At 42.9% G+C, this 24,566-nt stretch carries 23 protein-coding genes; 13 read left to right on the top strand and 10 right to left on the bottom strand.

What is annotated here, in order from left to right; translation table 11 throughout:
* Window positions 1–71: 71 nt before the first annotated feature.
* Together F9Y84_RS02880 and F9Y84_RS02875 are read right to left on the bottom strand one after the other, a co-directional pair.
* Window positions 72–713, bottom strand: a complete 642-nt coding sequence (locus tag F9Y84_RS02880; RefSeq protein ID WP_125252975.1) for a CPBP family intramembrane glutamic endopeptidase — start codon at window positions 711–713, stop codon at window positions 72–74.
* A 98-nt stretch (window positions 714–811) separates the two neighbouring features.
* The gene (locus F9Y84_RS02875) at window positions 812–1,381 is read right to left on the bottom strand and encodes an inner membrane-spanning protein YciB (RefSeq protein ID WP_147389570.1); all 570 of its coding nucleotides are present in this window, start codon (window positions 1,379–1,381) and stop codon (window positions 812–814) included.
* Window positions 1,382–1,503: 122 nt separating this feature from the next.
* Here F9Y84_RS02875 and F9Y84_RS02870 point away from each other — a divergent pair, with 122 nt between their 5' ends.
* The 5 genes from F9Y84_RS02870 (at window position 1,504) to F9Y84_RS02850 (ending at window position 6,851) form a co-directional block, all read left to right on the top strand.
* Window positions 1,504–1,776: an HU family DNA-binding protein gene (locus tag F9Y84_RS02870; RefSeq protein WP_147389569.1), complete on the top strand. Its 273-nt coding sequence runs from the start codon at window positions 1,504–1,506 to the stop codon at window positions 1,774–1,776.
* A 246-nt stretch (window positions 1,777–2,022) separates the two neighbouring features.
* Window positions 2,023–3,198 carry a PLP-dependent transferase gene (locus F9Y84_RS02865; protein ID WP_161972757.1) on the top strand — a complete coding sequence of 392 codons (1,176 nt, stop codon included), beginning with the start codon at window positions 2,023–2,025 and terminating at the stop codon, window positions 3,196–3,198.
* A 13-nt stretch (window positions 3,199–3,211) separates the two neighbouring features.
* Window positions 3,212–4,432, top strand: a complete 1,221-nt coding sequence (locus F9Y84_RS02860) for an aminotransferase class I/II-fold pyridoxal phosphate-dependent enzyme (protein ID WP_147389568.1) — start codon at window positions 3,212–3,214, stop codon at window positions 4,430–4,432.
* Between the two features lie 20 nt (window positions 4,433–4,452).
* Complete coding sequence (locus F9Y84_RS02855) at window positions 4,453–6,498, top strand: GMC oxidoreductase (protein ID WP_208723410.1); 2,046 nt, start codon at window positions 4,453–4,455, stop codon at window positions 6,496–6,498.
* Window positions 6,499–6,509: 11 nt separating this feature from the next.
* A complete protein-coding gene (locus F9Y84_RS02850) occupies window positions 6,510–6,851 on the top strand; it encodes a chorismate mutase (RefSeq protein WP_125252980.1) in 342 nt (113 codons plus the stop codon).
* Between the two features lie 264 nt (window positions 6,852–7,115).
* Here the strand turns inward: F9Y84_RS02850 and trpA are convergent, their stop codons facing one another.
* The 6 genes from trpA to F9Y84_RS02820 are packed head-to-tail and all read right to left on the bottom strand — an operon-like array spanning window position 7,116 to window position 13,633.
* Complete coding sequence (gene trpA, locus F9Y84_RS02845) at window positions 7,116–7,922, bottom strand: tryptophan synthase subunit alpha (RefSeq protein WP_147391107.1); 807 nt, start codon at window positions 7,920–7,922, stop codon at window positions 7,116–7,118.
* Complete coding sequence (gene trpB / locus F9Y84_RS02840) at window positions 7,919–9,103, bottom strand: tryptophan synthase subunit beta (RefSeq protein WP_128732802.1); 1,185 nt, start codon at window positions 9,101–9,103, stop codon at window positions 7,919–7,921. The genes trpA and trpB overlap by 4 nt, the downstream gene beginning before the upstream one ends.
* Before the next feature lie 7 nt (window positions 9,104–9,110).
* Complete coding sequence (gene trpCF / locus F9Y84_RS02835; RefSeq protein WP_147391108.1) at window positions 9,111–10,475, bottom strand: bifunctional indole-3-glycerol-phosphate synthase TrpC/phosphoribosylanthranilate isomerase TrpF; 1,365 nt, start codon at window positions 10,473–10,475, stop codon at window positions 9,111–9,113.
* Complete coding sequence (gene trpD / locus F9Y84_RS02830; RefSeq protein WP_147391109.1) at window positions 10,468–11,472, bottom strand: anthranilate phosphoribosyltransferase; 1,005 nt, start codon at window positions 11,470–11,472, stop codon at window positions 10,468–10,470. Before trpD ends, trpCF begins: the two co-directional genes overlap by 8 nt.
* A gap of 9 nt (window positions 11,473–11,481) precedes the next feature.
* Window positions 11,482–12,063 (bottom strand): aminodeoxychorismate/anthranilate synthase component II, encoded by a 582-nt coding sequence (locus F9Y84_RS02825; protein WP_147391110.1) that lies wholly within the window; start codon window positions 12,061–12,063, stop codon window positions 11,482–11,484.
* A complete protein-coding gene (locus F9Y84_RS02820; protein WP_147391111.1) occupies window positions 12,056–13,633 on the bottom strand; it encodes an anthranilate synthase component 1 in 1,578 nt (525 codons plus the stop codon). The genes F9Y84_RS02825 and F9Y84_RS02820 overlap by 8 nt, the downstream gene beginning before the upstream one ends.
* Before the next feature lie 438 nt (window positions 13,634–14,071).
* Here F9Y84_RS02820 and rnm point away from each other — a divergent pair, with 438 nt between their 5' ends.
* Genes rnm through rluB form a run of 5 tightly spaced genes read left to right on the top strand, consistent with a single transcriptional unit; the run spans window position 14,072 to window position 17,845 of the window.
* The gene (rnm, locus tag F9Y84_RS02815) at window positions 14,072–14,917 is read left to right on the top strand and encodes an RNase RNM (RefSeq protein WP_147391112.1); all 846 of its coding nucleotides are present in this window, start codon (window positions 14,072–14,074) and stop codon (window positions 14,915–14,917) included.
* 4 nt (window positions 14,918–14,921) lie between these two features.
* A complete protein-coding gene (locus F9Y84_RS02810; RefSeq protein WP_128732796.1) occupies window positions 14,922–15,542 on the top strand; it encodes an L-threonylcarbamoyladenylate synthase in 621 nt (206 codons plus the stop codon).
* Window positions 15,543–15,553: 11 nt separating this feature from the next.
* Window positions 15,554–16,348, top strand: a complete 795-nt coding sequence (locus F9Y84_RS02805) for a segregation and condensation protein A (protein WP_147391113.1) — start codon at window positions 15,554–15,556, stop codon at window positions 16,346–16,348.
* Between the two features lie 52 nt (window positions 16,349–16,400).
* Complete coding sequence (gene scpB / locus F9Y84_RS02800; protein WP_147391114.1) at window positions 16,401–16,988, top strand: SMC-Scp complex subunit ScpB; 588 nt, start codon at window positions 16,401–16,403, stop codon at window positions 16,986–16,988.
* Window positions 16,985–17,845, top strand: coding sequence for a 23S rRNA pseudouridine(2605) synthase RluB (gene rluB, locus F9Y84_RS02795; RefSeq protein WP_125252991.1), 861 nt, complete (start codon window positions 16,985–16,987; stop codon window positions 17,843–17,845). The genes scpB and rluB overlap by 4 nt, the downstream gene beginning before the upstream one ends.
* 302 nt (window positions 17,846–18,147) lie before the next feature.
* On the opposite strand, the gene F9Y84_RS02790 is transcribed toward rluB, so the two are convergent.
* Window positions 18,148–18,891, bottom strand: a complete 744-nt coding sequence (locus tag F9Y84_RS02790) for a YciK family oxidoreductase (protein ID WP_125252992.1) — start codon at window positions 18,889–18,891, stop codon at window positions 18,148–18,150.
* Window positions 18,892–19,087: 196 nt separating this feature from the next.
* Here F9Y84_RS02790 and F9Y84_RS02785 point away from each other — a divergent pair, with 196 nt between their 5' ends.
* Window positions 19,088–21,508 (top strand): VolA/Pla-1 family phospholipase, encoded by a 2,421-nt coding sequence (locus F9Y84_RS02785; protein ID WP_147390453.1) that lies wholly within the window; start codon window positions 19,088–19,090, stop codon window positions 21,506–21,508.
* 103 nt (window positions 21,509–21,611) lie between these two features.
* A complete protein-coding gene (gene sohB, locus F9Y84_RS02780) occupies window positions 21,612–22,637 on the top strand; it encodes a protease SohB (protein WP_147390454.1) in 1,026 nt (341 codons plus the stop codon).
* 41 nt (window positions 22,638–22,678) lie between these two features.
* Here the strand turns inward: sohB and F9Y84_RS02775 are convergent, their stop codons facing one another.
* Window positions 22,679–23,095 carry an ATP-binding protein gene (locus F9Y84_RS02775; RefSeq protein WP_147390455.1) on the bottom strand — a complete coding sequence of 139 codons (417 nt, stop codon included), beginning with the start codon at window positions 23,093–23,095 and terminating at the stop codon, window positions 22,679–22,681.
* A gap of 110 nt (window positions 23,096–23,205) precedes the next feature.
* Between F9Y84_RS02775 and F9Y84_RS02770 the strand changes: the two genes are divergently transcribed.
* Window positions 23,206–24,537 carry a zinc metalloprotease gene (locus F9Y84_RS02770; RefSeq protein WP_147390456.1) on the top strand — a complete coding sequence of 444 codons (1,332 nt, stop codon included), beginning with the start codon at window positions 23,206–23,208 and terminating at the stop codon, window positions 24,535–24,537.
* The last annotated feature ends 29 nt before the right edge of the window (window positions 24,538–24,566 follow it).

Raw genomic sequence — 24,566 nt, 5'->3', positions numbered from 1 at the left:
TAGTGCTTCTAATGCACAACGTGAGAATAAAATCTTCCCATCCGAAGCTCCGTCTGTCATTTAAGCGCCCACTAAAACTTCACTCCAGAATCCAAGTATTGACCAATCCCAATAGTAAACATCCAAAGCCCCCATAAACTATGCTCTAATACGCATACGGCTAGTGAACGGCTGTGCGCGTATGTATAAGCAAAAAGCAACCCTCCAACGAATGATAAAAAAATTGCGATTACGTTGTCGTATACACAGTGCGCTAAAGCAAATACGAGCGCACTTAGTATCACTCTGTTGTTCTTATTGGGTAAAATTCTTTTATAGCGATGAAAAAAATAGCTCCGAAAAATAAGCTCTTGAGGCAATACCGAAAGAATAGGGTAGGCAATCAATAGCATCAGCCAGTCTGCGGGTGAGTTCAATGGTAAAACAAACCAGTTGCCCTGACTGACTAGGCCATACAGCATAGCTGAAAACATTGCACCAGCGAAGAAAGTTGTGAAGAGCCGCCTTTTTACGGTAGAGAATTGGCCTAAACTAGTAAGTCTAAAGCGTTTAAAGTGGGGATCTGTGAGTAGCAAATGGGTGCAAACTGCCATTAAAATTATGAGTGCAGGAAACAGCCAATTGCTTAAGTGGGCACGGAATTGATATGCAATAATCGGTAGGATAAAAAAGATAAATATAAGTTCACACCAACGATATTGGCTAGCATTCACAGCGGTTTCCCCAAAAGTATGCTGCAGCACAGTGCAGCTATAGCTATCTGTTTGATGATAACTATAGCAGCTAGAAAGAAACCGAGTGTTGCGGGAGACTAGTCTTCTGGTAAATACTTTTGGATTTTAAACATCGTGAAAAGCAAAGCGACAAAGGTTAACCCAATAAGTCCGAAAACTTTAAAGTTTACCCAAAAGTCGAGCGAAAAATTATAAGCCACGTAAATATTTAGCGCAGCAATAAAGAAAAATAACACCGACCAAAATAGGTTTAGTTGATCGCAGTCCTTTTCTGGTAGGGTAATTTTGTTTTGGTTTTGTTCTTTTTCTGCAACAGAACTCAATACGCCTTCAAGCGCCGTTTTTACTAAGTTTTTGTTAAACAGGTACTTAGAAACTATCAACGCGCTCCCCAAAATAGCGTACACAATGGTGGCCTTCCACTTTATAAATTGTTCGTCGTGGAATAAAATCGTCATCCCGCCCAAAATGATGGCTATCGCTAGGAAAATCCAGTGACGTTTAGCAACTTCACCTTTGGTAAAATATTGATGCGTAACTTGAATAAGAGAGGCTACGATTAACACCCCAGTTGCCCAAAAAATGTCAACAAATTTATAGACAGTGAAAAAGAGAATAAGCGGTAGATATTCAATTAAAAATGACATTCGCGATCCTAACTAAATTGATTGCTTAGGTTTTACCAAGTTACGACTAGAACATCAATATTGACTTTCATCGACGAAACTCATAGCCTGCACCGCTTATTGAATAGTTCAGAGGTATTTGCATGAATAAAAGCGGCTTAGTTACAAAAATGGCGAAGTTAAGTGGATTAACAAAGAAAGATTCACAAGCAGCGTTGAGCGTCATTTTGCAAGTGACTAAAAAGCGTTTGTCAGAAGGGGATCAGATGCAAATAAATGGCCTTGGTACCTTCTCATTGAGCTATCATCCAGCTAAGCAAGGGCGAAACCCACAAACAGGGGAAACAATTACCATCGAAGGTCAGAATAAAATCCTTTTCAAGCCGGCAAAAATATTAAAAAGCCAAATCCAGTAGCATATTTTTCATTACGGTGGCGGAGTGAGTACTTTTGTTAAAAATGCAATAGTTTAAGCTCCCTTTCGTACTATCATATTGTCAATTAATCAGTTTATTTTTCCCTTCCTATCACCCAGTATGGCTTTGTTGTGCTTTCTTCATGAGCGTAGCGAGCAACGTAATGCAGTGTAATACCATGTAATTAACTTTTAAACACTTTGTTAGCTAGTATTTATTTGTTCTAAATTTTAAATGGGAATGAGGATGAATACTATTATCGAACTAGCTAATGCACACCAGCAGTGTCGTCGCCAAGCTATTAATTTAATTGTGAGTGAAAATAGGCTCTCTGATCCAGTATCTGAGCTGTTATCAAATGATCTGGCATCAAGGTATGCCGCTCCTTTCTACGCAGGTACGGATATCTCGCAGGAGATAACCCGTCTTACTATTGAGAAAACTAAGTCGGTTTTTTCTGCCAAATTCGCAAATATTTCCCCAACTTCAGGTAGTAATAGTTTAATGGCGGTTATTTTTGCATTGACGGAGCCTGGTGATAAGGTGGCTCGGGTTCCCCCTTTTTTTCCAGGTGGCGGATATCCTTTCCAATATGAAGTTTTTCATCGTCACTCTTTGCCGCTTGTATTTGATGATGCGCAGTGGCAGTTGGATAGAGCTGCATGTATTGAGCTATTACTCAAAGAGCAACCTAAGCTAGTTGTGCTTGGGGCATCGATCTTCATGGTGCCAATGCCTGTGCGAGAAATAAGTGAAATTGTTCATAGTTATGGTGGTGTTGTTGCTTACGATGGCTCACATAGTTTAGGACTTATTGCTGGTGGGCAATATCAAAATCCGCTAGACGAAGGTGCAGACATCTTATTTGGCTCAACACATAAAACTTTTCCAGGTCCTCAGGGGGGGATCATAGTCACTAACTCTGAGTCGTTACATTTTAAGATTGAATTAGTATCAAACTTCACGCCTTTAAATGGGCCGACAATGGTTTGTAATCCACACTTGGCTCGTATTGCTGCTTTGGGACTTACTCTAGATGAAGTACCGTGGCAACAATATGCTAAACAAGTCGTGGAAAATGCCAGATGCTTTGCCCGTGTATTCTCTAGTAATGGCATTGTACTTAGGGGAGAGCGCAACTCAGACTTCTCGCACTCAACGTATTGTCATCAGGTACTTCCTCTTTTGGATAAAGATCAGGGATTGCAGTATAGAGATAAACTGAAGGCTCATGGGATCTTTTGTGATGGATTTATGCGGGTCGGTACTGCAGAAATCACTCGACTTGGCTTTACAGAGCAAGACAGTACAGAAGTGGCGCAGCTTATGTGTGACATAGTCCAAAGCGACCAGCCAGTCATTCCAGAAGCTAAACAAAAGGTGAATGCTTTAGTAGAAAGCCACCGTGAGATTGTGATGTAAGGGAGGCAAAGGCATGCATTTTGCTGAACGTTTATACCCACAATCTAGACTTAGCGCCCTTCTTAGCGGCAGCTCCCCAAATAAGCCGGAACTAGACTTAAGTATTGGTGAGCCTAATGTAGCGCTTGACAAAAAAGTGTTGTCTACAATCCCTGCGGGATATAGTGATTTAGCGTTGTATCCCAGAGCATCGCTGCAATATGAGTTGCAAACTACTATTTCCCGTTGGCTGCAATCTAGATATGGCAGTAGTCGTGATTTTAGTATTTCGCCTGAGCAAATTGCTATTTTGGCTGGCAGTAGGGAAGGGATCTTCATGCTACCAATCGCGCTTTTTAACCGGCAGCTGCAACAAGGAGAGCAGGTAACAATTGCGATGCCAGACCCAGGCTATCCGATTTACTTAGCCAGCGCTGAAAATATAGGGGCAAGAGTAAAAAGCATTACGCACAAGCAACTTCATCAACTGACAGCAGACGCATCGGACACTTTCACTGACTGGTCGCAAATAGACTTGATGTTTGTCTGCTCTCCAAACAATCCAACGGGTGAGGTACTTCCACTTAAACAGTGGATAAGGTTGATTGAGCTTGCAAAGGAACACCAATTTATCCTTGTTGCTGATGAGTGCTACAGCGAGATTTATATTGAACCTTATGCCCCGACAGGAATACTTGAAGCTTGTGTTGCGATGGGAAATATCCACTTTGACAATTGCCTCGCTGTCCACAGCTTGTCAAAGCGCTCCGGATTACCGGGGTTAAGATCGGGTTTTATGGCAGGAGATCAAACGTTAATAAAGAAACTTCAGGCATATAGAAATTATCATGGTGTTTCTTTGTCTTCTATTCAACTAAGCGCTTCACAGGCTGCATGGTCTGATGAGGAGCACGTATGCAAAAATCGCCAAACTTATTCCAAAAAATTCACGGCGTTAACACAGTACCTTGAAGCACTACCCAGTTATCAAGTACCGCAAGGCGGATTTTATCTGTGGCTTGATACTGGCTGTCCTTCAGAGCAGATCTGTGGGCACTTATACCAGCATTTTGGTATCAAAGCCTTACCGGGGCATTACCTTGCCATCAGTGCTGATGCAGTAAATGATTACCAAAATTACATCCGTATTGCCCTTGTGTGCTCACAGGAAGATATTGAATTTGTTGGTAATGCAATAAAAGAAAGCATTCTGTCTTGTAGTCGTTCAAATGCTACTGGCGACCATGTCGCTTAACTATTGAAAAGGAAAATACAATGAGCAATTTAAACTCAATCGGTAAACCGACAACGTTCGACACTATCATTATAGGTTCAGGCTTTGGAGGTAGTGTTGCTGCACTGAGGCTTTGTCAGGCATATCCTAAAGGCACGCCTGATAATAAACCGGTTTTATTGCTTGAACGCGGTAAAGACTGGTGGGGAAATTTAACTCGCGATGACCAACCTAAGACGGCGCAAACGCCAACTCCACCATTTTGTAATTATCGCCAGCCTGACGGCCGTTCAGCATGGATGGCAACGGAAGAGCCATTTGGTACACCAGTTGGCGATCCAAGTCTAAATGATAAGCCACTCAACTTTAACGATGGTGTGTTTGCCAAGCGCCCAGTTGCAAAATATCCGGGGTTAGTGGAAACGATTGAGGCGCAAAATATGACAGTATGGATGGGTGCTGGGCTTGGTGGAACATCTCAAGTGTATAACACTATTTTTCAGAAGCCATCTTGTGAAGCGTTCAACCTAGCGTTCAGAGATCCGGATTGCCCAGAGAGTAACTTATTAAATTTTGACCAGATAGCATGCTACTACGATACTGTTGAGAAAATAATGTCACCAACAACTATGGTGAGTGAGTGTCATGGCACGAATACTACATTGCCGTTTTTAAATATTGACAGCTGTGACATTCCAAATCAGATAGATCAAACCACTATGGTTGATTTGGCGGAGCATCGTAATCAAGACCAGATCTCTATCGCAGCTGCTCCTGATTACCTCTCTACACGTGTGTTCCTGAGTCAAGCAAATAATTTGCAGTCAAAAGAGACTGTGCTATGCGACTACGGTATTTCATCGATAGACCCTAAGTTTAGTACGCTAGCGCTGGACTGGTCTGTAGTAGCAAACGAAATTTCTTGCAAAGTACTACCATCGGCGACCATTGGTGAAATGTGGTACGGCATGAATAGCTATTCAGAAGTAGAGCAGGGCAAAGAAAAAATCTTGTACGGTATAAAAAATAGCTTAGATAGAAACTACTTAGCTCAAGCCAAAGCCACAAATATGTTAGATATTGAATGCTTAAGCGAAGTGACAAGTATCAACCAACAGGTTGATCCAGTCACTGACGAGGTTTCTTATCGCATTATTGTTAACAAAATTGATGAAAATAAAGTTGATGCACCGCAGCAGATAATATACGAAGCTAAAAATGTGATTTTATCAGCAGGCTCTATGCACAGTGCAAGGTTGTTACTAGAATCAGCAAATTCACCAAGCTGTACAGATATTACTAAACCGGGTCTTCCATCATTGAGCCCCTATGTTGGTAAATTATGGGGACAAAATGGCGACTTATTTGCAACACAGCTTTGCAATGAGCCAGTACGACCTGCAAATGGCGGCCCAGGCTCTGCTGAGTGTGACTTTCAATATGGTGACGACCCCAAAACATATCTGCAAGAGAATAACGCCTCTCCATTTACCAAAATGGTGGTTTACCCCGTTTGGTATGAAGAGAGTGTTTCGATTCAAAATACATTAATGATGGGGGTATGCCAAAATACGGCTCCGGGTCAATTTGTAAAACAAGCTGATGGTAGCTACCAACTCTCTTATCCGCAAACCATTGAAGCAAATGGCAAGTTTGAAGGTGGAATGGGAGATTCAATCAATACGGCTATTAATACCCTAAACGCTTGGAAAGAAGCAAATACAGCTGGCGTTGATCCAACAAAACTAGCACAGTTCAAAGGGTATCAAGGACCGCTGCACTGTAGCACTAACACTAAACGTACATTAACAGGTAATTCAGCTGCCGAGAATGAACATTTTGATGTGGCTTATGGTATGACACCACACCCGCTAGGTGGCTGTGTACTTGGTAAAGCATGTGATAGTTACGGAAGAGTTAAAAACGCGAATGGTGATGTGGTTAAAGGACTATATGTCATTGATGGTTCACTGATCCCCGGCAGTACAGGCGCTTGTACACCTGCTTGGACTATAGCGGCGGTTGCTGAATATTGTATGGCAGAAATATCTTCAGAGCTAACGACTAGCCGAGGTTGCAGCAAATAAAGGAGAAAGACATGGCTTTATCTTACGAAAGTGATACTAAACTTCCAATTAAGCACAGCTACGACGGTGATTATTCCAATGCGCTTGCAGAGCTTCGCAGTGGTATTAATCAAATAGATGAGCAATTAATTAATTTGATTGCTGATAGGTTTATAAAGATTTCTGAGGTCGGTGATTTGAAGGCCATTTTTCACCTGCCCGTAGAGGATCTTCAACGCGAACATTTGGTTCTGGAGCGGGCTTTAGCACATGCCAAGAAAAACGGTTTGTCTGAGTTTTTAACGCGAGATTTGATGAATGTGTTGATGAAGCATTCAAAAGCCGCTCAAGCAAAGAGGATCAGAGGACTGTGAGCGTGTCGATAGAGTGTTAACGGATCTCATGTAAGTAAAGGGAGTGATGCAAATAGCAGGCTCCCTTTTTTATTTTGATGCAATTAGCCTCAACTGAGCGTTTATACCAATTTGACTTAATACTTGCGCAATTTGAAGGAGTAAATCTGACGCTAACAGCGTTAAAAATTTCTTATTTAGAACAACTAAATAGCAAAATTTTTGCCTGGTTATCGACAAGGTATTCTCGCCTCAAAATAGACCACTTAATTAAGAAAATTGGTATTACTTCTGGGTTGCAGCCTTCATTCGTTCAACAAAGGTTTTCAACTCAAAACACATTGTTTTGTGATCATCTAAATGTTTTTCGATGATTTTAACTACTGCAGAGCCACTGATAGCGCCCGCAGCACCAGAACTAATGGCATGCTTAACATGCTCAGGCTCAGAAATGCCAAACCCTAACAGCGGCGGTGCAGCATGATATTCAATCAATTTGGTGATCATATCTGTCGCTGGCATTTGCGCCGTCGTTTCTGTGCCAGTTACACCTGCACGTGAGAGTAAATAGGTATAACCACGCCCTCGGGTAGCACATTCTCGTAGGGTATCATCACAGGCATTGGGTGTGGCGATAAAAATTGGCGCGATGTCATTCTCCATGGCATTGAGTCTGAATGGTTTAGCCTCGTGCAGTGGCACGTCTGCAACCAAAATAGAGTCAACGCCAGCCGCTTTTGCATCCTGATAAAACTGCGCAATACCTCGAGCAAAAATCAAGTTTGAGTACAGTAACAGGCCAATAGGAATATCACTGTTATATCGGCGGATCTCAGCGATGATCTCAAGGCAATCTTGCGTATTCACATTTTGCTCTAGTGCTCGGATGTTGGCAGCTTGGATAACTGGGCCATCAGCAATGGGATCTGAGAAGGGAATACCGAGCTCTAATGCGTCAGCACCCCCGTCAATCAAGCTCTTAATAATATCGATACTGAGCGCTTTGTTTGGATCGCCAATCGTTACAAAAGGGACGAATGCTCCTTGGTTTTTTTCGCTTAAGTGCGCGAACATCGCGTCATAACGTCTCATAGTTCACCTCGCTCAGAAAGTACTTGGTGGACGTGAGCTAAGTCTTTGTCTCCTCGGCCACTTAAATTGACAACAATGATAGTTTCTTCAGTTTGCGCCTCGGCATACTTTAATGCGTATGCCAGTGCATGGCTCGATTCTAGTGCAGGAATTATCCCTTCATGTTTTGCTAACGCTTGAAAAGCGTCTAAGGCTTCTGTATCACTAATACCGACGTATTGTGCTCTGCCTGTTTCATGTAAAAATGCGTGTTGAGGACCGACCGCTGGATAATCTAAACCGGCAGAAACAGAATAAGACTCTTCAATTTGACCATCTTGATTCTGCATAATATAGGTGTAAGCACCATGCAAAATGCCCTTGGTGCCTTTGCATAATGCTGCGCCGTGCTCGTCAGTATCAAGTCCTTTTCCAGCCGGTTCAACACCAATTAATTTAACGTCTTTTTCCTCAATAAAGTCTGTGAACATACCGATAGCATTAGAGCCACCACCTACACAGGCAATAACAGCATCTGGTAAACGCCCCTCGGCTTTGAGTATTTGCTGCTTGGCTTCTTCGCCAATCATTTTTTGAAACTCGCGCACAATAGTTGGGAATGGGTGTGGGCCTGCCGCTGTACCAAGCAAATAGTGTGCTGTTTGATAGTTTGCAGACCAGTCGCGCATTGCTTCATTCACAGCATCTTTTAGTGTGCCAGAGCCAGCGGTTACCGGGATAACTTCAGCTCCCATCAAACGCATTCTAAATACATTTGGTTGTTGGCGCTCTACGTCTTTGGCACCCATATACACTCTACACTTTAGACCAAGCAAGGAGCAGGCTAGTGCGGTTGCTACACCATGTTGCCCAGCGCCGGTTTCTGCGATGACTTCTTTTTTACCCATACGTTTGGTCAGCAGTGCCTGACCTAAAACTTGGTTGGTTTTGTGTGCACCACCATGGAGTAGATCTTCACGTTTCAAATAAAGTTTTACGTTAGGGTTTGTAACTAAGTTACGAGTTTTAGTTAGCGGCGTTGGACGACCAGCAAACTCATTCAACAGTTGATAAAATTCTGTCTGAAATGCTGGGTCTTTTTGTGATTTATAAAATTCCTGTTCTAATTGTTTTAGAGCAGGTACGAGTAACTCGGGCACAAACATGCCTCCGAAGTCACCAAAATAAGCTGAATTACTCATGTCCACCTCAATATTTTCGAATTTGTGAAAACGCATTTGCGATTTTTTGAGCGCATTTTTTACCAGGCGATTGCTCAACACCTGAATTTAGGTCAAGGCCGTCAGCGCCAATCGACACGGCACTAAGAATATTGTCTGGGCTTAAGCCTCCTGCCAACATGTAATTGTTTGTGCTGTTCCTTAATAGCTGCCAATCGAAAACTTGCCCGGTACCACCAAATGCCGTCGCTGTTTTGGTGTCGTACAAGTGTTTATCTACACCAGAAAAGGGGGGGGGCAGTGTTGTTTCCACTCCTTGTGCTTTCCAAATTTGGCACGTTAATGGTAGTTGTTTACGTAACATGTCGATATATCGCTCATCTTCATTCCCGTGTAATTGTACTGCACTGAGCTTTAAAATTTGCGCATACTCAGCCACTTGCTCAAGCGGTGCGTTAACGAACACACCCACATACATGAGTGGTGCACTATCAGCGACAGCCTTCGCGCAGTCTATATCGACATAACGAGGAGACTTTGGATAAAAGATAAGGCCACCGTACACCGCGCCAGCTTCATAAGCGGTCTTTGCATCTTGGCTTCGAGTAAGACCACAGACTTTGTTTTCACCTAAAATTAAACGTCTGCAGGCAAGTTCTAAATCTTGCTCTGCCATCAAAGAGCTACCAACCAAAAAGCCATCACAAATTGGCGATAAGCGTTTGACATCTCGGTGTGTGTAGATACCAGACTCTGAAATCACAACTTTGTCTTCTGGAATAAGCGCTCGTAGCTTTTCTGTTGTTGCTAAATCCGTTGATAGGTCTCGTAGGTTTCGGTTGTTAATACCGATAAGTTCAGCGTTTAGTGTCAGAGCCCGTGTTACTTCTTCTTCGTTGCTTACTTCTGTTAAAATCGACATGTTTAGTGACTTTGCCACTTTGGCTAGCGCCATATATTCTTCGTCATTTAATACCGATAGCATCAGTAAAATAGCGTCGCCACCATGCAAACGGGCTAAATAAACTTGATATTCATCTATAAAGAAATCCTTACAGATCAATGGCTGGTCGACTAGCTTTCGTACTTTCGCCAAGTATTCATAGCTGCCCTGAAAATATTTTTCATCGGTTAGCACACTAATACATGTTGCGTACTTACCATAAATGCCGGCGATTTCATCTAAATCAAAATGGGTTCGAATAAGCCCTTTTGAAGGCGATGCCTTTTTACACTCCAAAATAAATTGTGTGCCGGTCTGTACCAGTGCTGCCATAAAGTCACGTGTGGTCGGGGTGACGTTATCAATAAAGTCGCTTAGGGGCTGCTGTATCTTACGCGCTTTTAGTTCTTCGACTTTATCAGCAACAATTTTTTCTAATACATTAGCCATTACTCACCTCTACTATGTTAGCCAGAGTTGTCATGGCTTTTTTGCTTGCTAATACTTCGCGGACTAGCTGGCTTGCGGTTTTAAAATCTGCTGCCTTGTCAGTTAAAACCAATAGAGCAGCTACGTTGGCGATAATTGCAGCATTGTGCGCGGCTTCGCCTTCACCATTTAAAATCGCAAGGCTCGCTTTCGCGTTATATTCTGGCGTATCTCCTGCGATGGATTCAAGTGAATAGTTTTCTAGTCCAACATCACTTGGGGTTATGGTGTATTGTGTCACTTCACCCAGTTTCACTTCAGCGACTAATGTCTCACCGTGTAACGCAATTTCATCGGTGCCGCTGCCATGAACGACCATCGCGCGCTTTGTGCCTAAACGGTTGAGTGTTTCGGCCATTGGCAACACTAGAGCGGGGTCATACACGCCCAGCAATTGCACTTCAGGCTTTGCTGGGTTTGCTAATGGCCCAAGGATATTAAATATGGTGCGGGTTTTTAGCTGGGTGCGAACCGGCATCGCGTGTTTTACACCAGCGTGATAATGCGGTGCAAACAAAAAGGTAAAGCCAGTCTCTGCTAAGCACTTTTCTGCAAGAGCGGGAGTCATATCAATGTTAATCCCAAGAGCTTTGAGTAAATCAGCGGAGCCAGATTTACTACTCACACTGCGATTACCATGTTTGACCATATTGATACCACACGCTGCAGCAACAATCGCAGCTGTGGTACTCACATTGATGGTGTTTGTGCCATCCCCGCCAGTACCACAGCTATCTGCGGCGAGTAAGCCCCGCTTATCAAAAGGCGTAGCATGATCGCGCATTGCTTGAGCAGCACCTGCAATTTCTGATGCAGTTTCGGTTTTGAGTTTTAGGGCAACCAAGGCAGCGGTAAGCTCGATGTCACTAAGCTGCCCCGTCATAATATCGTCAAATAAGGATTTGGCGTCATCAAAAGACAAATCTTGTTGCTGTAAAAGCGGTTGTAACTTTTCCATAGTATTCTCCTAAGCGCTGAGGTATGCAATGCTTTGCTGTAATAGTTGAGCGCCATTAGGCGTGAGTATTGATTCTGGGTGGAACTGAAAACCTATCACTCGATCTTCACTATGGTAGATAGCCATGGGAATAGATTTATATCTTGCAATGACGTTGAGTTCCTGCGGCACTTTAGTTGCCATTAAAGAGTGGTAGCGAGCAACAGGAAACTGTGAGCCCAACCCTGCAAATACTGGGTGCTCATCAGCTTCTATTATAGAAGACTTACCGTGTACTGTTTCGCCTGCACGGCCTATCTCACCACCATAGCTTTGTGTGAGCGCCTGCTGACCTAAACAGATCCCAAGCATCGGAAATCTACCTTTGCAAAGAGCAATTAAAGCCAGTAAACAGCCCGCTTCTGAAGGGGAGCCAGGTCCCGGAGACAAGACTAAAATCACCGGCTCTACTTCAGCGCACATTTTATTGTAAATTGTTTCAGCTGGGATGTTGTTACGATAGACGACTAAGTCAAGCCCAAGGAGGCTAAGTTCATCAACCAAGTTATAGCTAAATGAATCAAAATTGTCTAAGAAGTATACTTTAGTCATTGTTTGTATCCTCATACGTAGACTGTACAGCTTTTATCACGGCCATCGCTTTTGCCTTGGTTTCATTTGCTTCACTTTGTGGATCTGAGTCAAATACAACTCCTGCACCTGCTTGCACGTAGGCGATATCATTTTTTACAAATGCAGAGCGAATGACGATACAGCTGTCCATAGCACCGTTCCCCATCAAGTAACCTACTGCGCCACCATAGCTGCCACGGCGCTGTTGTTCGGTATGGCGAACGAGCTCTGCGGCTTTCACTTTTGGTGCACCGACTAAAGTACCCATGTTCATACATGCTTGATAGGCGTGAAGTGCATCTAAATCAGGTTTTAATTGGCCAACGACTCTGGATACTAGGTGCATCACTTGGGAATAGCGATCGACCTTTAATAATTCTTTGGCGTGCCGCGTACCTGGCACACTGATCCTAGCTACATCATTTCGCGCAAGGTCGACTAACATTAAATGCTCTGCACGTTCTTTTTGATCGTTTCGTAGTTCAAGCTCGATGCGGCTATCCAAGTCTGGGTTGATGTTACCATCAGCAAACTTACCACGGGGTCTTGTGCCTGCAATAGGATAGACTTCAACTTGATTACTCTGCTCACAATATTTGAGCGCTGATTCAGGAGATGCGCCAAACAAAACAAAGCGCTCGTCCTTCATATAGAACATGTACGGACTGGGGTTTTGTAATTTGAGCTGTTTATAGGCGGCGAGTGAGTTATGGCAAGGAAGTGAAAAAGAGCGAGAGGGAACGACTTGAAATATATCACCGTTGATAATATTGGTTTTCAATTTTTCAACGTGGTTGCAGTAGTCGTCATCACTAATATTTACTTGAACTTCGGGGCAGCCAGCAATAGGGCTAAATTGAAACTCGGTAATTTGGTCACACTGGCTATTGAGTGTTTCTAGTTGTTTGCCGACCTCAAAACAGTTGGCATGTACGTCAGGGCCATTGAACACATTGCCGATCAGCTCAGTGGTTTGCGTTTGATGGTCAATAACCACTAGGGTTTCAGCTAAATAAAACACGTAATCAGGACAGTCATTATCACCATTTGGCACATCTGGGAGTTGTTCGAAGTTAGCGACCATATCATAGGCAAATACTCCACCTAAAAAGACAGAGAAAGGCGTGTCTGAATTCTGCTTTATTTCATTGATACAGGTTCTAAGTGCACTAAAGGCATTATCAGCCTTGAGTTTAGTGTGCTCATCAATATCACTTTCAAGTCCATTGTATGAAAGAGTTAATGTATCTTCGCTGAGATGAACATCACAATTTTTTACCTTTTGTGCAAGGTACGGCAGTAGCTGAGCCCCATTATTGGATAATGCTTTGGCGATGACCTGAGCACCGTTACATTCAAATCGGATAGCGCTATCTACAAGTACAATGCTTTTCACATTATCTTTCGACTCAATCTCTGCGGATTCAAGTAGTAGTGAGTTTTCTTTGTTTAAACCAGCGTATAGTGACAAAGGGCTAGCGGTATAGTCGCGCCTTTGTCTTATGCTGGTGACCTCACCTGGTGTGGTCGTTATGTGACTAAAAATCAAACCTCATTCCTCTTAATTTCTAGATATTCTGTTTAGAAAATAAAAAACCCCCGAAAGCTGAGCTCTGCGGGGGTTATTGTTCAGACACAACAATACCGTCCCGCTAGGGCATCCACCACCACCAAATTGTGTTTACTGTGATATTGCTGTTCATTAAAAAGCCTTAAAAAAATATAAAAAAACCCGCGACATTGCGCGGGTTAATAAATCGTAGATATAACGAAACACACCCGCTTAGTTCGAGTGCCACCACCAAATGTTTTTTTGAAATTGTTTGTTCATTTGTGAATATTTCGTTGTTTAATCTAAATTAGCTACAGTAAACCCCATTCTTGATACAAGTGTCAAGGGCAAATATCAAAAAATAACCTAAGGTCGTATCAGTTCAGATGTGGTATAATCAAAACGTTGATAATTCAGAGAGATAGTTAGTACATTTTGATTAAATATGACTTACACAGCCATACTACTTTTTCCGATGGTCGCTTAGCGGTTAATGAGCTGTTGGAGCGAGCGACGGAAAAGGGCGTTGATATTTTGGCCATTACTGACCATGACACCATAGATGCCATCCAGCCTGCGCAGGAATATATTCGTGAACACAATCTGGCACTTGAACTAATCAACGGGGTGGAAATTTCCACTAAGTGGGAAAGCTTTGAGATCCATATTGTTGGGTTAGGTTTCACTCCTGAACACTTAGCATTGACGACACTATTGAGTGAGCAACAAAAAAAGCGTGAGGCCAGAGCGATTGAGATTGGCGCGCGGTTAGCCAAAAAAGGCTATGAAAATGTGTATGAAGATGCGCAATCACTTGCCCAAACTGCTCAGATCACAAGAGCGCACTTTGCTCAAGTGTTGGTACAAAGGGGCGTTGCTAAAAACATCCAAGGGGTTTTTAATAAGTTCTTGGCGCGTGGCAAAACTGGTTATGTACCAAGCCAATGGTGTGATATGAAGACGGCAATTGAGGCTATTCATGAAGCCGGTGGGGTTAGCGTGTTGGCACATCCTGCTCGTTATAAAATGTCAAATAAGTGGTTAAGAAAGTTAATTGCAGAATTTAAACAGGCTGGTGGAGCCGCAATGGAGGTTGCACAGCCACAACAAGCACCAACCGAACGTCAATTTTTAGGGCGGTTAAGCCAAGAGTTCGGCTTATTGGCAAGCCAAGGGTCTGACTTTCATTTCCCGATGCCTTGGGTTGATCTTGGTCGTAACCTATATCTTCCAAAGGACTGTCAAGGAGTTTGGCGCCATTGGGGAGGCAAAGAGGAATAATAGTATGAGCCAATTTTTTCATATTCATCCAGATAACCCACAAACTCGTTTGATCCGTCAAGCGGTTGATATTATTGAGCAAGGCGGCGTTGTGGTGTTCCCGACTGACTCTGGATATGCCATCGGCTGTAGCCTTGGCAATAAACAGGCCAAAGAACGCATTGAGCGGATCCGTGGTATTGAAAAGCATCATAACTTTACTCTGTTATGTCGCGATCTATCTGAGCTTTCGACCTACGCTCGAGTAGACAACCAAATGTTTAGAATGATTAAAAACAATACACCAGGACCATACACCTTTATTTTTAAAGGTACTAAAGAGGTGCCGCGTCGTTTACTTAATGAAAAAAAGAAGACCATAGGGATCCGTGTTACGGACAATCCGATCACCTGTGCGTTGCTGGCTGAGCTAGGCGAACCTTTGATGTCATGTTCCTTGATTTTGCCAGGTGAGCAGTTCACAGAGTCGGATCCTGATGATATCCGCATGCGTATCGAAAAGCAGGTAGACTTGATTATTCATGGTGGCTATTTAATTGAGCAAGCAACCACGGTTATTGACATGTCTGAAGACACAATAGAAATCCTGCGCCGTGGCTGCGGCGATACATCGCCATTTGAATAACGTAAGCTGAGATGGTGCAGCTATCACAACAGAAATTACCGCTGGCCTTTTTACATGGTGAAGCGGTAATTGAAAAACCAGAAGATTTATATATTCCACCTGAAGCTTTGGAGGTTATCTTAGAAACCTTTGAAGGGCCGCTAGATCTGCTCCTCTACCTCATCAAAAGACATAAGCTTGATATTTTAGAGTTACCTATTTTTAGTATTACCCAACAGTATGTCCAGTATGTTGAGATGATGAAAGACATGCAGCTTGAACTTGCCGGTGAGTACTTAGTGATGGCAGCGTTACTCGCGCAAATAAAATCAAGAATGCTATTGCCAAAACATGAAGAGTTAGAGGAGGAAGAAGATCCCAGAGCTGAGCTAGTTAGGCGCTTACAAGAATACGAACAATTTAAACAAGCTGCTGAAAACTTGGATGAAATTCCCCGTGTTGAACGTGACATTTTTGTCGCTCATGCGTTGATAGATAACAGTGCTGAGACTGAATCTGAGTTTCCTGATATCGAGCTTAGAGAATTACTTTTAGCACTCAGTGAAGTAATGGCCAGAGCGAAGACCTTTGAGCATCACCAGGTACAAGCTGAAGCACTATCAACTCGAGAACGTATGAGTTTTATTTTACAGCTACTACGAGAGCAAAATAAACCTGTTGAGTTTGTGCGATTTTTTACCTTGGACGAGGGACGCAGCGGCGTAGTTGTGACTTTTATTGCAATGTTGGAGCTCATTAAAGAGCAGCTGGTTGACTATATTCAGGCACACAGTACGACTTCAATTTACCTGCATCTAAAAGGCTAGGGGATGCCCTCTACCTCTGTTATAATAAGCTTTTTGTCTTCAAGCATAGAGTATGAAAAGACGCGTTAGCGATGAACAATTGGTTGAATTGGTTGAAGCTGCCATTTTTGTTTCAGACAAGCCATTGTCTAAAAAGCGGCTAAAAGAAACTGTGCTGGAAGATATCGGCGTATCATCACTGCGTATTGATAAAGCACTAGAAACATTGATAAGTCATTATCAAACTCGTGGTGTCCGGCTGGTTGAAGTCGGTACTGGTTATCGCTTTCAGGCTTGTCCGAGCTTGAGTCCTTGGTTAAGTAAACTTTGGCAGGAAAAAGCACCAAAATACTCACGTGCTACACTTGAAACCTTAGCCTTGATTGCTTACCGACAACCGATCACTCGCGGAGAGATAGAGCAAGTTCGCGGTGTAACTGTGAGCTCTACTATTATCAAAAGCTTGATTGATCGCGAGTGGATAAAAATAGTTGGCCATAAAGAAGTGCCCGGTAAGCCCGCGCTGTATGCGACGACGAAACAATTTTTAAATTATTTTTCATTGTCAGCTTTAGGAGAATTACCTCGATTGCCTGAACAACATAATGAAAAAATAGAACAGTTATTAAACGATCCTTCTGTGAGAGAACCATCTGAATGAGTGAAAAACTACAAAAAGTATTGGCAAGAGCTGGCGTTGGCTCAAGACGCGAAATGGAAAAGTATATTGAGTCTAACCGCGTAAGTGTAGATGGAAAAGTTGCCAAGCTAGGAGACCGAGTAGAAGAAACATCGGTGATCCGTGTAGATGGACATGTTGTAAAAATTGAACAACAAGAAGAGCGCATCTGTCGCGTACTTATGTACCATAAACCTGAAGGAGAGCTGTGTACTCGGCGCGATCCGCAGGGGCGTCGTACAGTATTTGATAGATTGCCAAAATTAGATGGCGACCGTTGGATTGCTATCGGTCGATTAGATATAAATACTTCAGGCCTTTTGCTATTTACCAACGACGGTGAATTGGCTAACCGCTTAATGCATCCCAAATATGAAGTGGAGCGTGAATATTCTGCTCGTGTTTTTGGTGAAGTAACCAATCAAACGCTGCGAACACTGACCACTGGCGTTGAGCTGGATGATGGACCTGCTAAGTTTTTGAAGATTAAACCGCTTGGTGGTGAAGGACTGAACAAGTGGTTTAACGTTACCCTTACTGAAGGTCGTAACCGTGAAGTGAGACGATTATGGCAATCTCAAGAGGTTGAAGTCTCTCGACTGATCCGTATTCGTTACGGAAAGCTTGAGTTAAACAAACGTCTACCGCAGGGGGGCTGGGAGGAGCTGAAATTAGAAGATGTAAATTATCTTCGCAAGTCAGTAAGCCTACGCCCTGAGACCCAAACAAAATTGTCGGTAATGCCTGAAAAGCGCAAAGATAAGCGGGCAAAAATTAATAAAATCAGAAAAGCAGTGAAAAAGCATAATCAACGGGTAAAAACTCCCAGAAGAAAATAGCTTTATACTGATACGACGCCAGCACAAATTGCTGGCGTTTTTATTTACGCTTTTTGAGGGTAAAGCAATGGAAGGAGAACTCAAAGGCAGTTGTCTGTGCACGCAATAAAAAGGCTGCGATTGGGAGTAGCAGCCTTGTAGTCGTTAACCTTTATTTAATACCAATTTGAAGGAGTAAATCTGACGCTAACAGCGTTAAAAATTTCTTATTTAGAACAACTAAATAGCAAAATTTTAGCCTTGTTATCGGCAAGATTTTCTCACCTCAAATAGACCACTTAATTAAGAAAATTGGTATAAGTTTAATATGTTTGTGCGTCTAGTGATTGCCCATTGACATCTATAGAATCATCAGACATTAAATATAAATAAGTAGGCATCAAGTCTTCAGGTGTCTTTAGTTTATCTTTATCTTCACCTGGGAATGCTGATGCACGCATGCTGGTATTCGTCGCACCAGGATTAATACAATTAATACGTATATTGGTTTTGCCAACTTCTTCAGCCCAAGTTTGCATCATACCTTCTGTTGCAAATTTAGAGATGGCATAGGCTCCCCAAAACTCACGACCTTTGCGCCCTACACCAGAAGAGGTGAATACAATAGAGGCATGTGGCGCTTTACGCATGACAGGGAACAAAGATTTGGTGATAACCGCTTGAGCTGTTACGTTTACTTTCATAATGTTTTCGAAAGTTGAAACGCAAAAATGCTCCATCGGTCCTAAAGACCCAAGAATTGACGCGTTATTGAGCAATCCATCCAATTTACCAAACTGCTGCTCAATGGTCGCTGCTAAGTCGCGAAAATGCTGCTTGGTTGCACCGCGCAAATCCATAGGTACAATAGCAGGCTGTGGATAACCTGCGTTAACAATTTCATCATAGACAGCTTCTAGCTTACTGGTGGTTTTGCCTAATAATATGACGGTTGCACCATATTTTGCATAGTTAATCGCTGCAACTCGGCCGATGCCATCGCCAGCACCAGTTACTAATATCGTTTTGTTTGCAAGTGCGTTTTCAGGAGCTTGATAAGTCTGCATTCTGGACCCCAAATAAGATGTTTATGTCATTTTATCATAATGCGCTAGCAAGTAAGCGAATTTATTGTAAATATGGCTGGCGAAATAACAAAGTTTGAGTTAAGTTTAACTGGTCTAATGTCTTATTAAAAATGCAATTACATAGAATTAACGAGAATTATCACAATAATAATAAGATTATGTCGGAGCCTATAAAATGAAAAAAATGCTACTCTCACTCGCAGTATCAGCAGCACTTGCTGGCTGTGGAGGCGGTGAAACGTTAGAAGATGTTAAAAATGATACCGCGCCCGTTTCTCCAACCATCTCAGTAAAATTTGACCCGTCTGGTGGTGTTATCTCAGTCCCTAACGATATATTGTTGTCAGGTACCCAAGATGGCACATTAAACTTACCAGGTGAAATGCTTGGAAAAGTTGATGGTGACGGCAACCCTGTGGTGACTCGTGCGCACTATGCAGATCCTGGTATTGTACTTGGAGCGCAAGACGGCTGGTCAACGCAAATGCCGTTTGCCATTGACATGACAACGCCAAATGGCCTTAAAGTTGATGCACAAAGCGTGCAGACCCCAGGTTCAATCCGTATTTTTGAAGTGAAAATGGGTGGCCCATTAGCCCAAGATCCAAAGTGCTCGGCACTACCTTCAGGAATTGCATGCGAAGTGGTGGCTGAGCTTGAGTTTGGTCCACAGGGTGATTTTGTAACGATGGCAAATAGTGCTGGTAACGGTGTTGTTATCGTTCCTGTCAAACCATTCAAGCCGCAAACTACGTACATCACAGTTTTGACGACGGGATTAAAAGATTCATCAGGTCGGAGCGTTGATGCCTCTTCAACATACTCGTTGCTACGCCAAGGCTCACCTTTAGTCACCGACACTCAGAAGTCACTACAAGCGGTGATCCAGAGTTATGAAAAAGCGGTAACTGATGCGGGTGTGACTAGTACAGAAATTATTTACACCGCAGCGATGACCACACAATCTGTTGGTGCTGGTTTAGCTGCAACCAAAGCTTTACTTGCACAATCGCTCGCGAAGAATGCGCCACCGGTTGTTGCGGTTTCGGCTCAGGCACCCATGACGGTCGCTGATGCACTAGAAGGTAAAGTGCCAGCAGCAGTATTACCGGCTTTTGAACAAATCAAATTAATGCGTGGTGTTATTCAATTACCACAATACTTAGCGAAACCTCAGACAGGCGATATAGAAGCATTAGCAGATACCTACTGGCAGGCGTTGTGTGACAGCCCCGTTACTTTAGGTGGATATGTTGCACAAGGTGGTCAGTTACCACCTGAAGCGCAGGGGGACGACCAAATTTGTGCAAGTTTCCCAGTACCTGAAGGGGTTCCTCAGTTTAGAAGTATCGGTGTAGATAAACAACGATTTATCACTAAATACAACCCAATACCAAAGCAGCAATGGCTGGCGAATGTGCCGGTTCAAATTACATCACCTTCTGGCGAGGCCCCTAATGGTGGATGGCCTGTTGTTATTTTGCAGCACGGTATAACCAGTAAAAAAGAAGATATGCTTGGCTTGACGCTATCACTAACGCAAGCTGGCTTTGCGACGGTCGCAATCGACCACCCAATGCATGGCGAACGTGGTATTGATATTGACGGTGATGGTAACGATGAATTCAATGCCTCGACCGGTAGCGTACTTTCTTACATGAATCTGACATCGTTATTGGTAGCAAGAGATAACTTGAAGCAATCGGCTGCCGATTTGATGGGCTTACGTGTTGGTCTTAACTTTATTAACGCAGCATCGGGCGGTCAAGTTAACTTCAATACTCAGCAAGTCAGTTATTTAGGTCACTCTCTTGGTTCTATTGTAGGCCCAAGTTTCCTTACACAAACTAACGCACCACTTGATGTAAATGTTGATCACCTATTTAAAGTGGATACGGCAGTACTTGCTAGTGGTGGTTCAGGTATTGCAAACTTCTTGATTGAATCAAAATCATTTGGCCCATTTGTGCAAGGTTCGGTATTGAGCTCTGCTGGTAATTTGGCGTCACAAGCATTCAATGGCTATTTACAGGAAGGGGCTGCTGCTGATTGCGGCGCATTTGCTGCGGTACCAAGTGAGTTTATGTCATGTGCGTACGCGACCTTTAGAGGTGGCCTAGAAGCTGCAGAGGATACGGCAACGCTTGCATTGATTGACGCAACCGTAACGCAATTTGGTTTTGCCGCGCAGACTGTGCTAGATAGTGCAGATCCACTAAACTACGCGTCATCAGTTAAGGCGTTACAGACTCCAGTTTATATGAGTGTCGTAACAGGTGGTGTGAATGGTAATGCTGCGGACTTGGTTATCCCTCCGACAACAGAACGTAGCTTCTTATCTGGTAGTTTACCACTTGCAAGCTTCATGGGGTTAAGCTCAGTTAATGAAACGCAAGTCACTCCGGGTAGTTACGTGGTTAAGTTTTCTCAAGGGCACCATAGCTCGATTTTGACCACTGGTTTTGCTGAAAAAGCAGGTGGAACTGCGGCTGGCCATGCTGCCGCATCGGTTGAAATGCAAACTCAAGTTGCCAGCTTCTTGAAGTCTAAAGGCGCAGTACTTCAGATATCTAACCCAGACGTTGTTGCAAACTAAAGCGTTTTTCGAGACTATAACAGGCCGCAGATAGCGGCCTTTTTTGTGTCCATTTGACCGCGAACGCAATGGATAACTTTTTCAGCTAAACGAGGAGAGTAATTTGGCATTTTTGTTTGAATATGGGTTATTTTTGGCCAAAGCAGTGACTATTATATTTGCTATCGCAGTGGTTATTATGTTGGTTGTAGGTGCCAGCCATAGACCGAAAACAAAGAAAGGTGAAATTGAAGTCACTGATTTGAGTGAGAGCTTGGCAAAATCTAAAGAACAGTTTTTAGAACAAACCTTAGACAAAAAAGCACTCAAGGCACGCAATAAAGCGCAGTCGAGAGAACAAAAAAACCAAGATAAGATTAAAGAAACAGTCAAAAATGTATTTTATATCGAATTCAACGGCAGTATGGACGCACATGAGGTATCAGGCTTACGGGAGGAGATAAATGCTATTCTCACAATCGCTGATAAAGCCACAGATCAAGTTATTGTCTCTGTTGAAAGTGGCGGTGGTGTGGTTCATGGTTATGGTTTAGGTGCATCGCAGCTAACTCGTATTAAACAAGCAGGGATCCCACTGACGGTATGTGTTGATAAAGTGGCCGCTAGCGGCGGATATATGATGGCTTGTGTTGCAGATAAGATTATCGCAGCCCCGTTCGCGATTATTGGCTCTATTGGCGTAATAGCACAGATCCCCAACTTCAATCGTTTGTTGAAAAAGAATAACGTAGATTTTGAGATGGTCACTGCCGGTGAATATAAGCGCACATTAACCTTGTTTGGTGAGAACACCGATAAGGGACGCGAAAAGTTTAAAGAAGAAATCGAGCAGACGCATGGTTTATTTAAACACTTTGTCGCTGAACATCGCGCTGCTCTCGAGATCGAGAAAGTAGCAACGGGTGAACATTGGTTTGGTACACAGGCGCTCGCACTTAAACTCGTTGATGAAATCTCTACCAGTGATGATTTACTTATGTCATTAAACGAAAATCATCAGCTTTATAAAGTGAGGTATAGAGTGAAAAGGGGCGTTGTGGAGAAGTTTGGCCTGCAACTGGGCAATGCTTTGGAGCGTGTAGCCATCAAAACACTGTCTAAACTAAACCTCTCTAAGTATTCTGCATAGTACTCATTAATAATTGATAGGCGATAACTTATTATCACCTATCAATGCTTGCAAAGATAGACACTGGCACAGCAGCCTCCTTTAACAAACTCAATGTGGCACTGCCAATTAAGCTGCTGGCATAGTTGTTCCACTAACTTCAAGCCAAGACCATATCCTAGAGTGTCAATCTGCGGTGCTAGATTGTCTATGGATTCGGTTTTTTTTATCGTGATTAGATCCTGGTGTTGGTGTATTTCGATAGTGCCACAAAATGTATGCTGCATCGCATTTCTAATGAGGTTACCAATCACGATTTTAGCGGTGGCACTGGGAAGCCAAACCTGATAGCGGGATAAATCAAACGACATTTGAATATCACGCTCTGCAATTAAATAACTTAATGCTTTGAGTTGTGATTGAATAAGCCAGTATAAAAAGTGGGGACGCGTAAGAAATGGGCTATGGAATAGCGACATCTATTGTTTTGGGCATTAACACGTAGTGACAAATAACAAATTTGCGCTAGATTATACTACTAACTTTGGTTAGTGTAGCTGTTGGCATTTTTAATTTAAGGAAAATTTTGATGCTTTACATAAGAACTTATCTAATAGGAATATTGTCCCTATTTTTGTGGGGATGTGGCGGGTCTAGTGACTCACAACCCTCCGAAACCCCAGCTACAACACCACCAGAAATAAAAAGCTATATAATTTCGACTTCTTTTAATGAGGGGGGATTTATTACACCTGAATCATTCGAACTAGCCGAAAACTCAGACAAAACGTTTGTGATCAGTGTCGATCAAGGCCATGAACTAGAGAGTGTTTCTGGCTGCAACGGGACGCTAGATGAAGATAATTTTACAGTCAGTAATCCTGCAGCAAATTGCACGATCAAAGTCAGGTTCAAAGCCTATCAATATTCAGTTAATGTTGCGACCTCAGTTGGAGGCTGGGTAGACAAGCCCAATTACCAATTGCCTTATGGTGAAACTGCGAAGGTTAATATTAATCCCAATAGTGACCATTTTATAAATTCGGTAACAGGCTGTGGTGGTAGGTTAAATGAACAACAGTACACAACAGGTGCTATCAATGCTGATTGTACTGTAGATGTCAATTTCAATAGCCATTTCCCGATCCCTGCTGAAGGTATTGAACGCATACGTCTACCTGTTGTCGTTCATGTGATAGAAAATGAATATGTGCAGATAAGCGATGAACAAATATATTCTCAAATCGAAGCGACAAATCGACATTTCAGAGCTCTAAATAGAGATGACCTTGAAACAATTGAGGATACACTTGTGCCGTATATTGCGGATACTGGTATACAGCTTTATTTGGCCACTCACGATCCTGACGGTAACCCTCATTCAGGTATAAACAGAAAAACAGCGGCGTTGAGTATCATTACGCTCGATAATGCTTATGCAAAAGCTGAAAAAGGCGGCATCGATGCTTGGCCAAACGATCAATACATTAATGTATGGGTCGGGTATGCACGAGATTTACAAGGAAAGCTGGGATTACTCGGAAGAGCGAATATTCCAGGGCTTGTTGAAGATAGGTTGGTAGGAGTTGTTGTAGCGGACTCTGTGTTTGGTGTAATACCTCCACGAGAGCCCAGATTTGATGAGGGAAAAACGTTCACCCATGAACTAGGTCATCTATTTGGTTTGATCGGTCACACACATGGCGTACCTACCGATGAAAATACCCACCGTCATTTGACTTGTGACGGTCAACCGACAACACAATGTAAAAATAGCGACTTGGTAATGAATTTTATGAATGCTGAGTCAGATGATAAAGATCAAAAAATGTTTTCCATCAGCCAGTATAAAGTGATGCAAACATGGCTGAAAACAGGTCCCTTACAGGCACTTTATCTTAACAATCAGAACAATAACTAGAACAGCTCCGGGTGTTGACAAGATTAGTC

The organism is Pseudoalteromonas peptidolytica (assembly GCF_012641745.1).
Taxonomy (GTDB): Bacteria; Pseudomonadota; Gammaproteobacteria; order Enterobacterales; family Alteromonadaceae; genus Pseudoalteromonas; species Pseudoalteromonas peptidolytica.
This window is presented reverse-complemented; position numbering and strand designations above follow the sequence as displayed.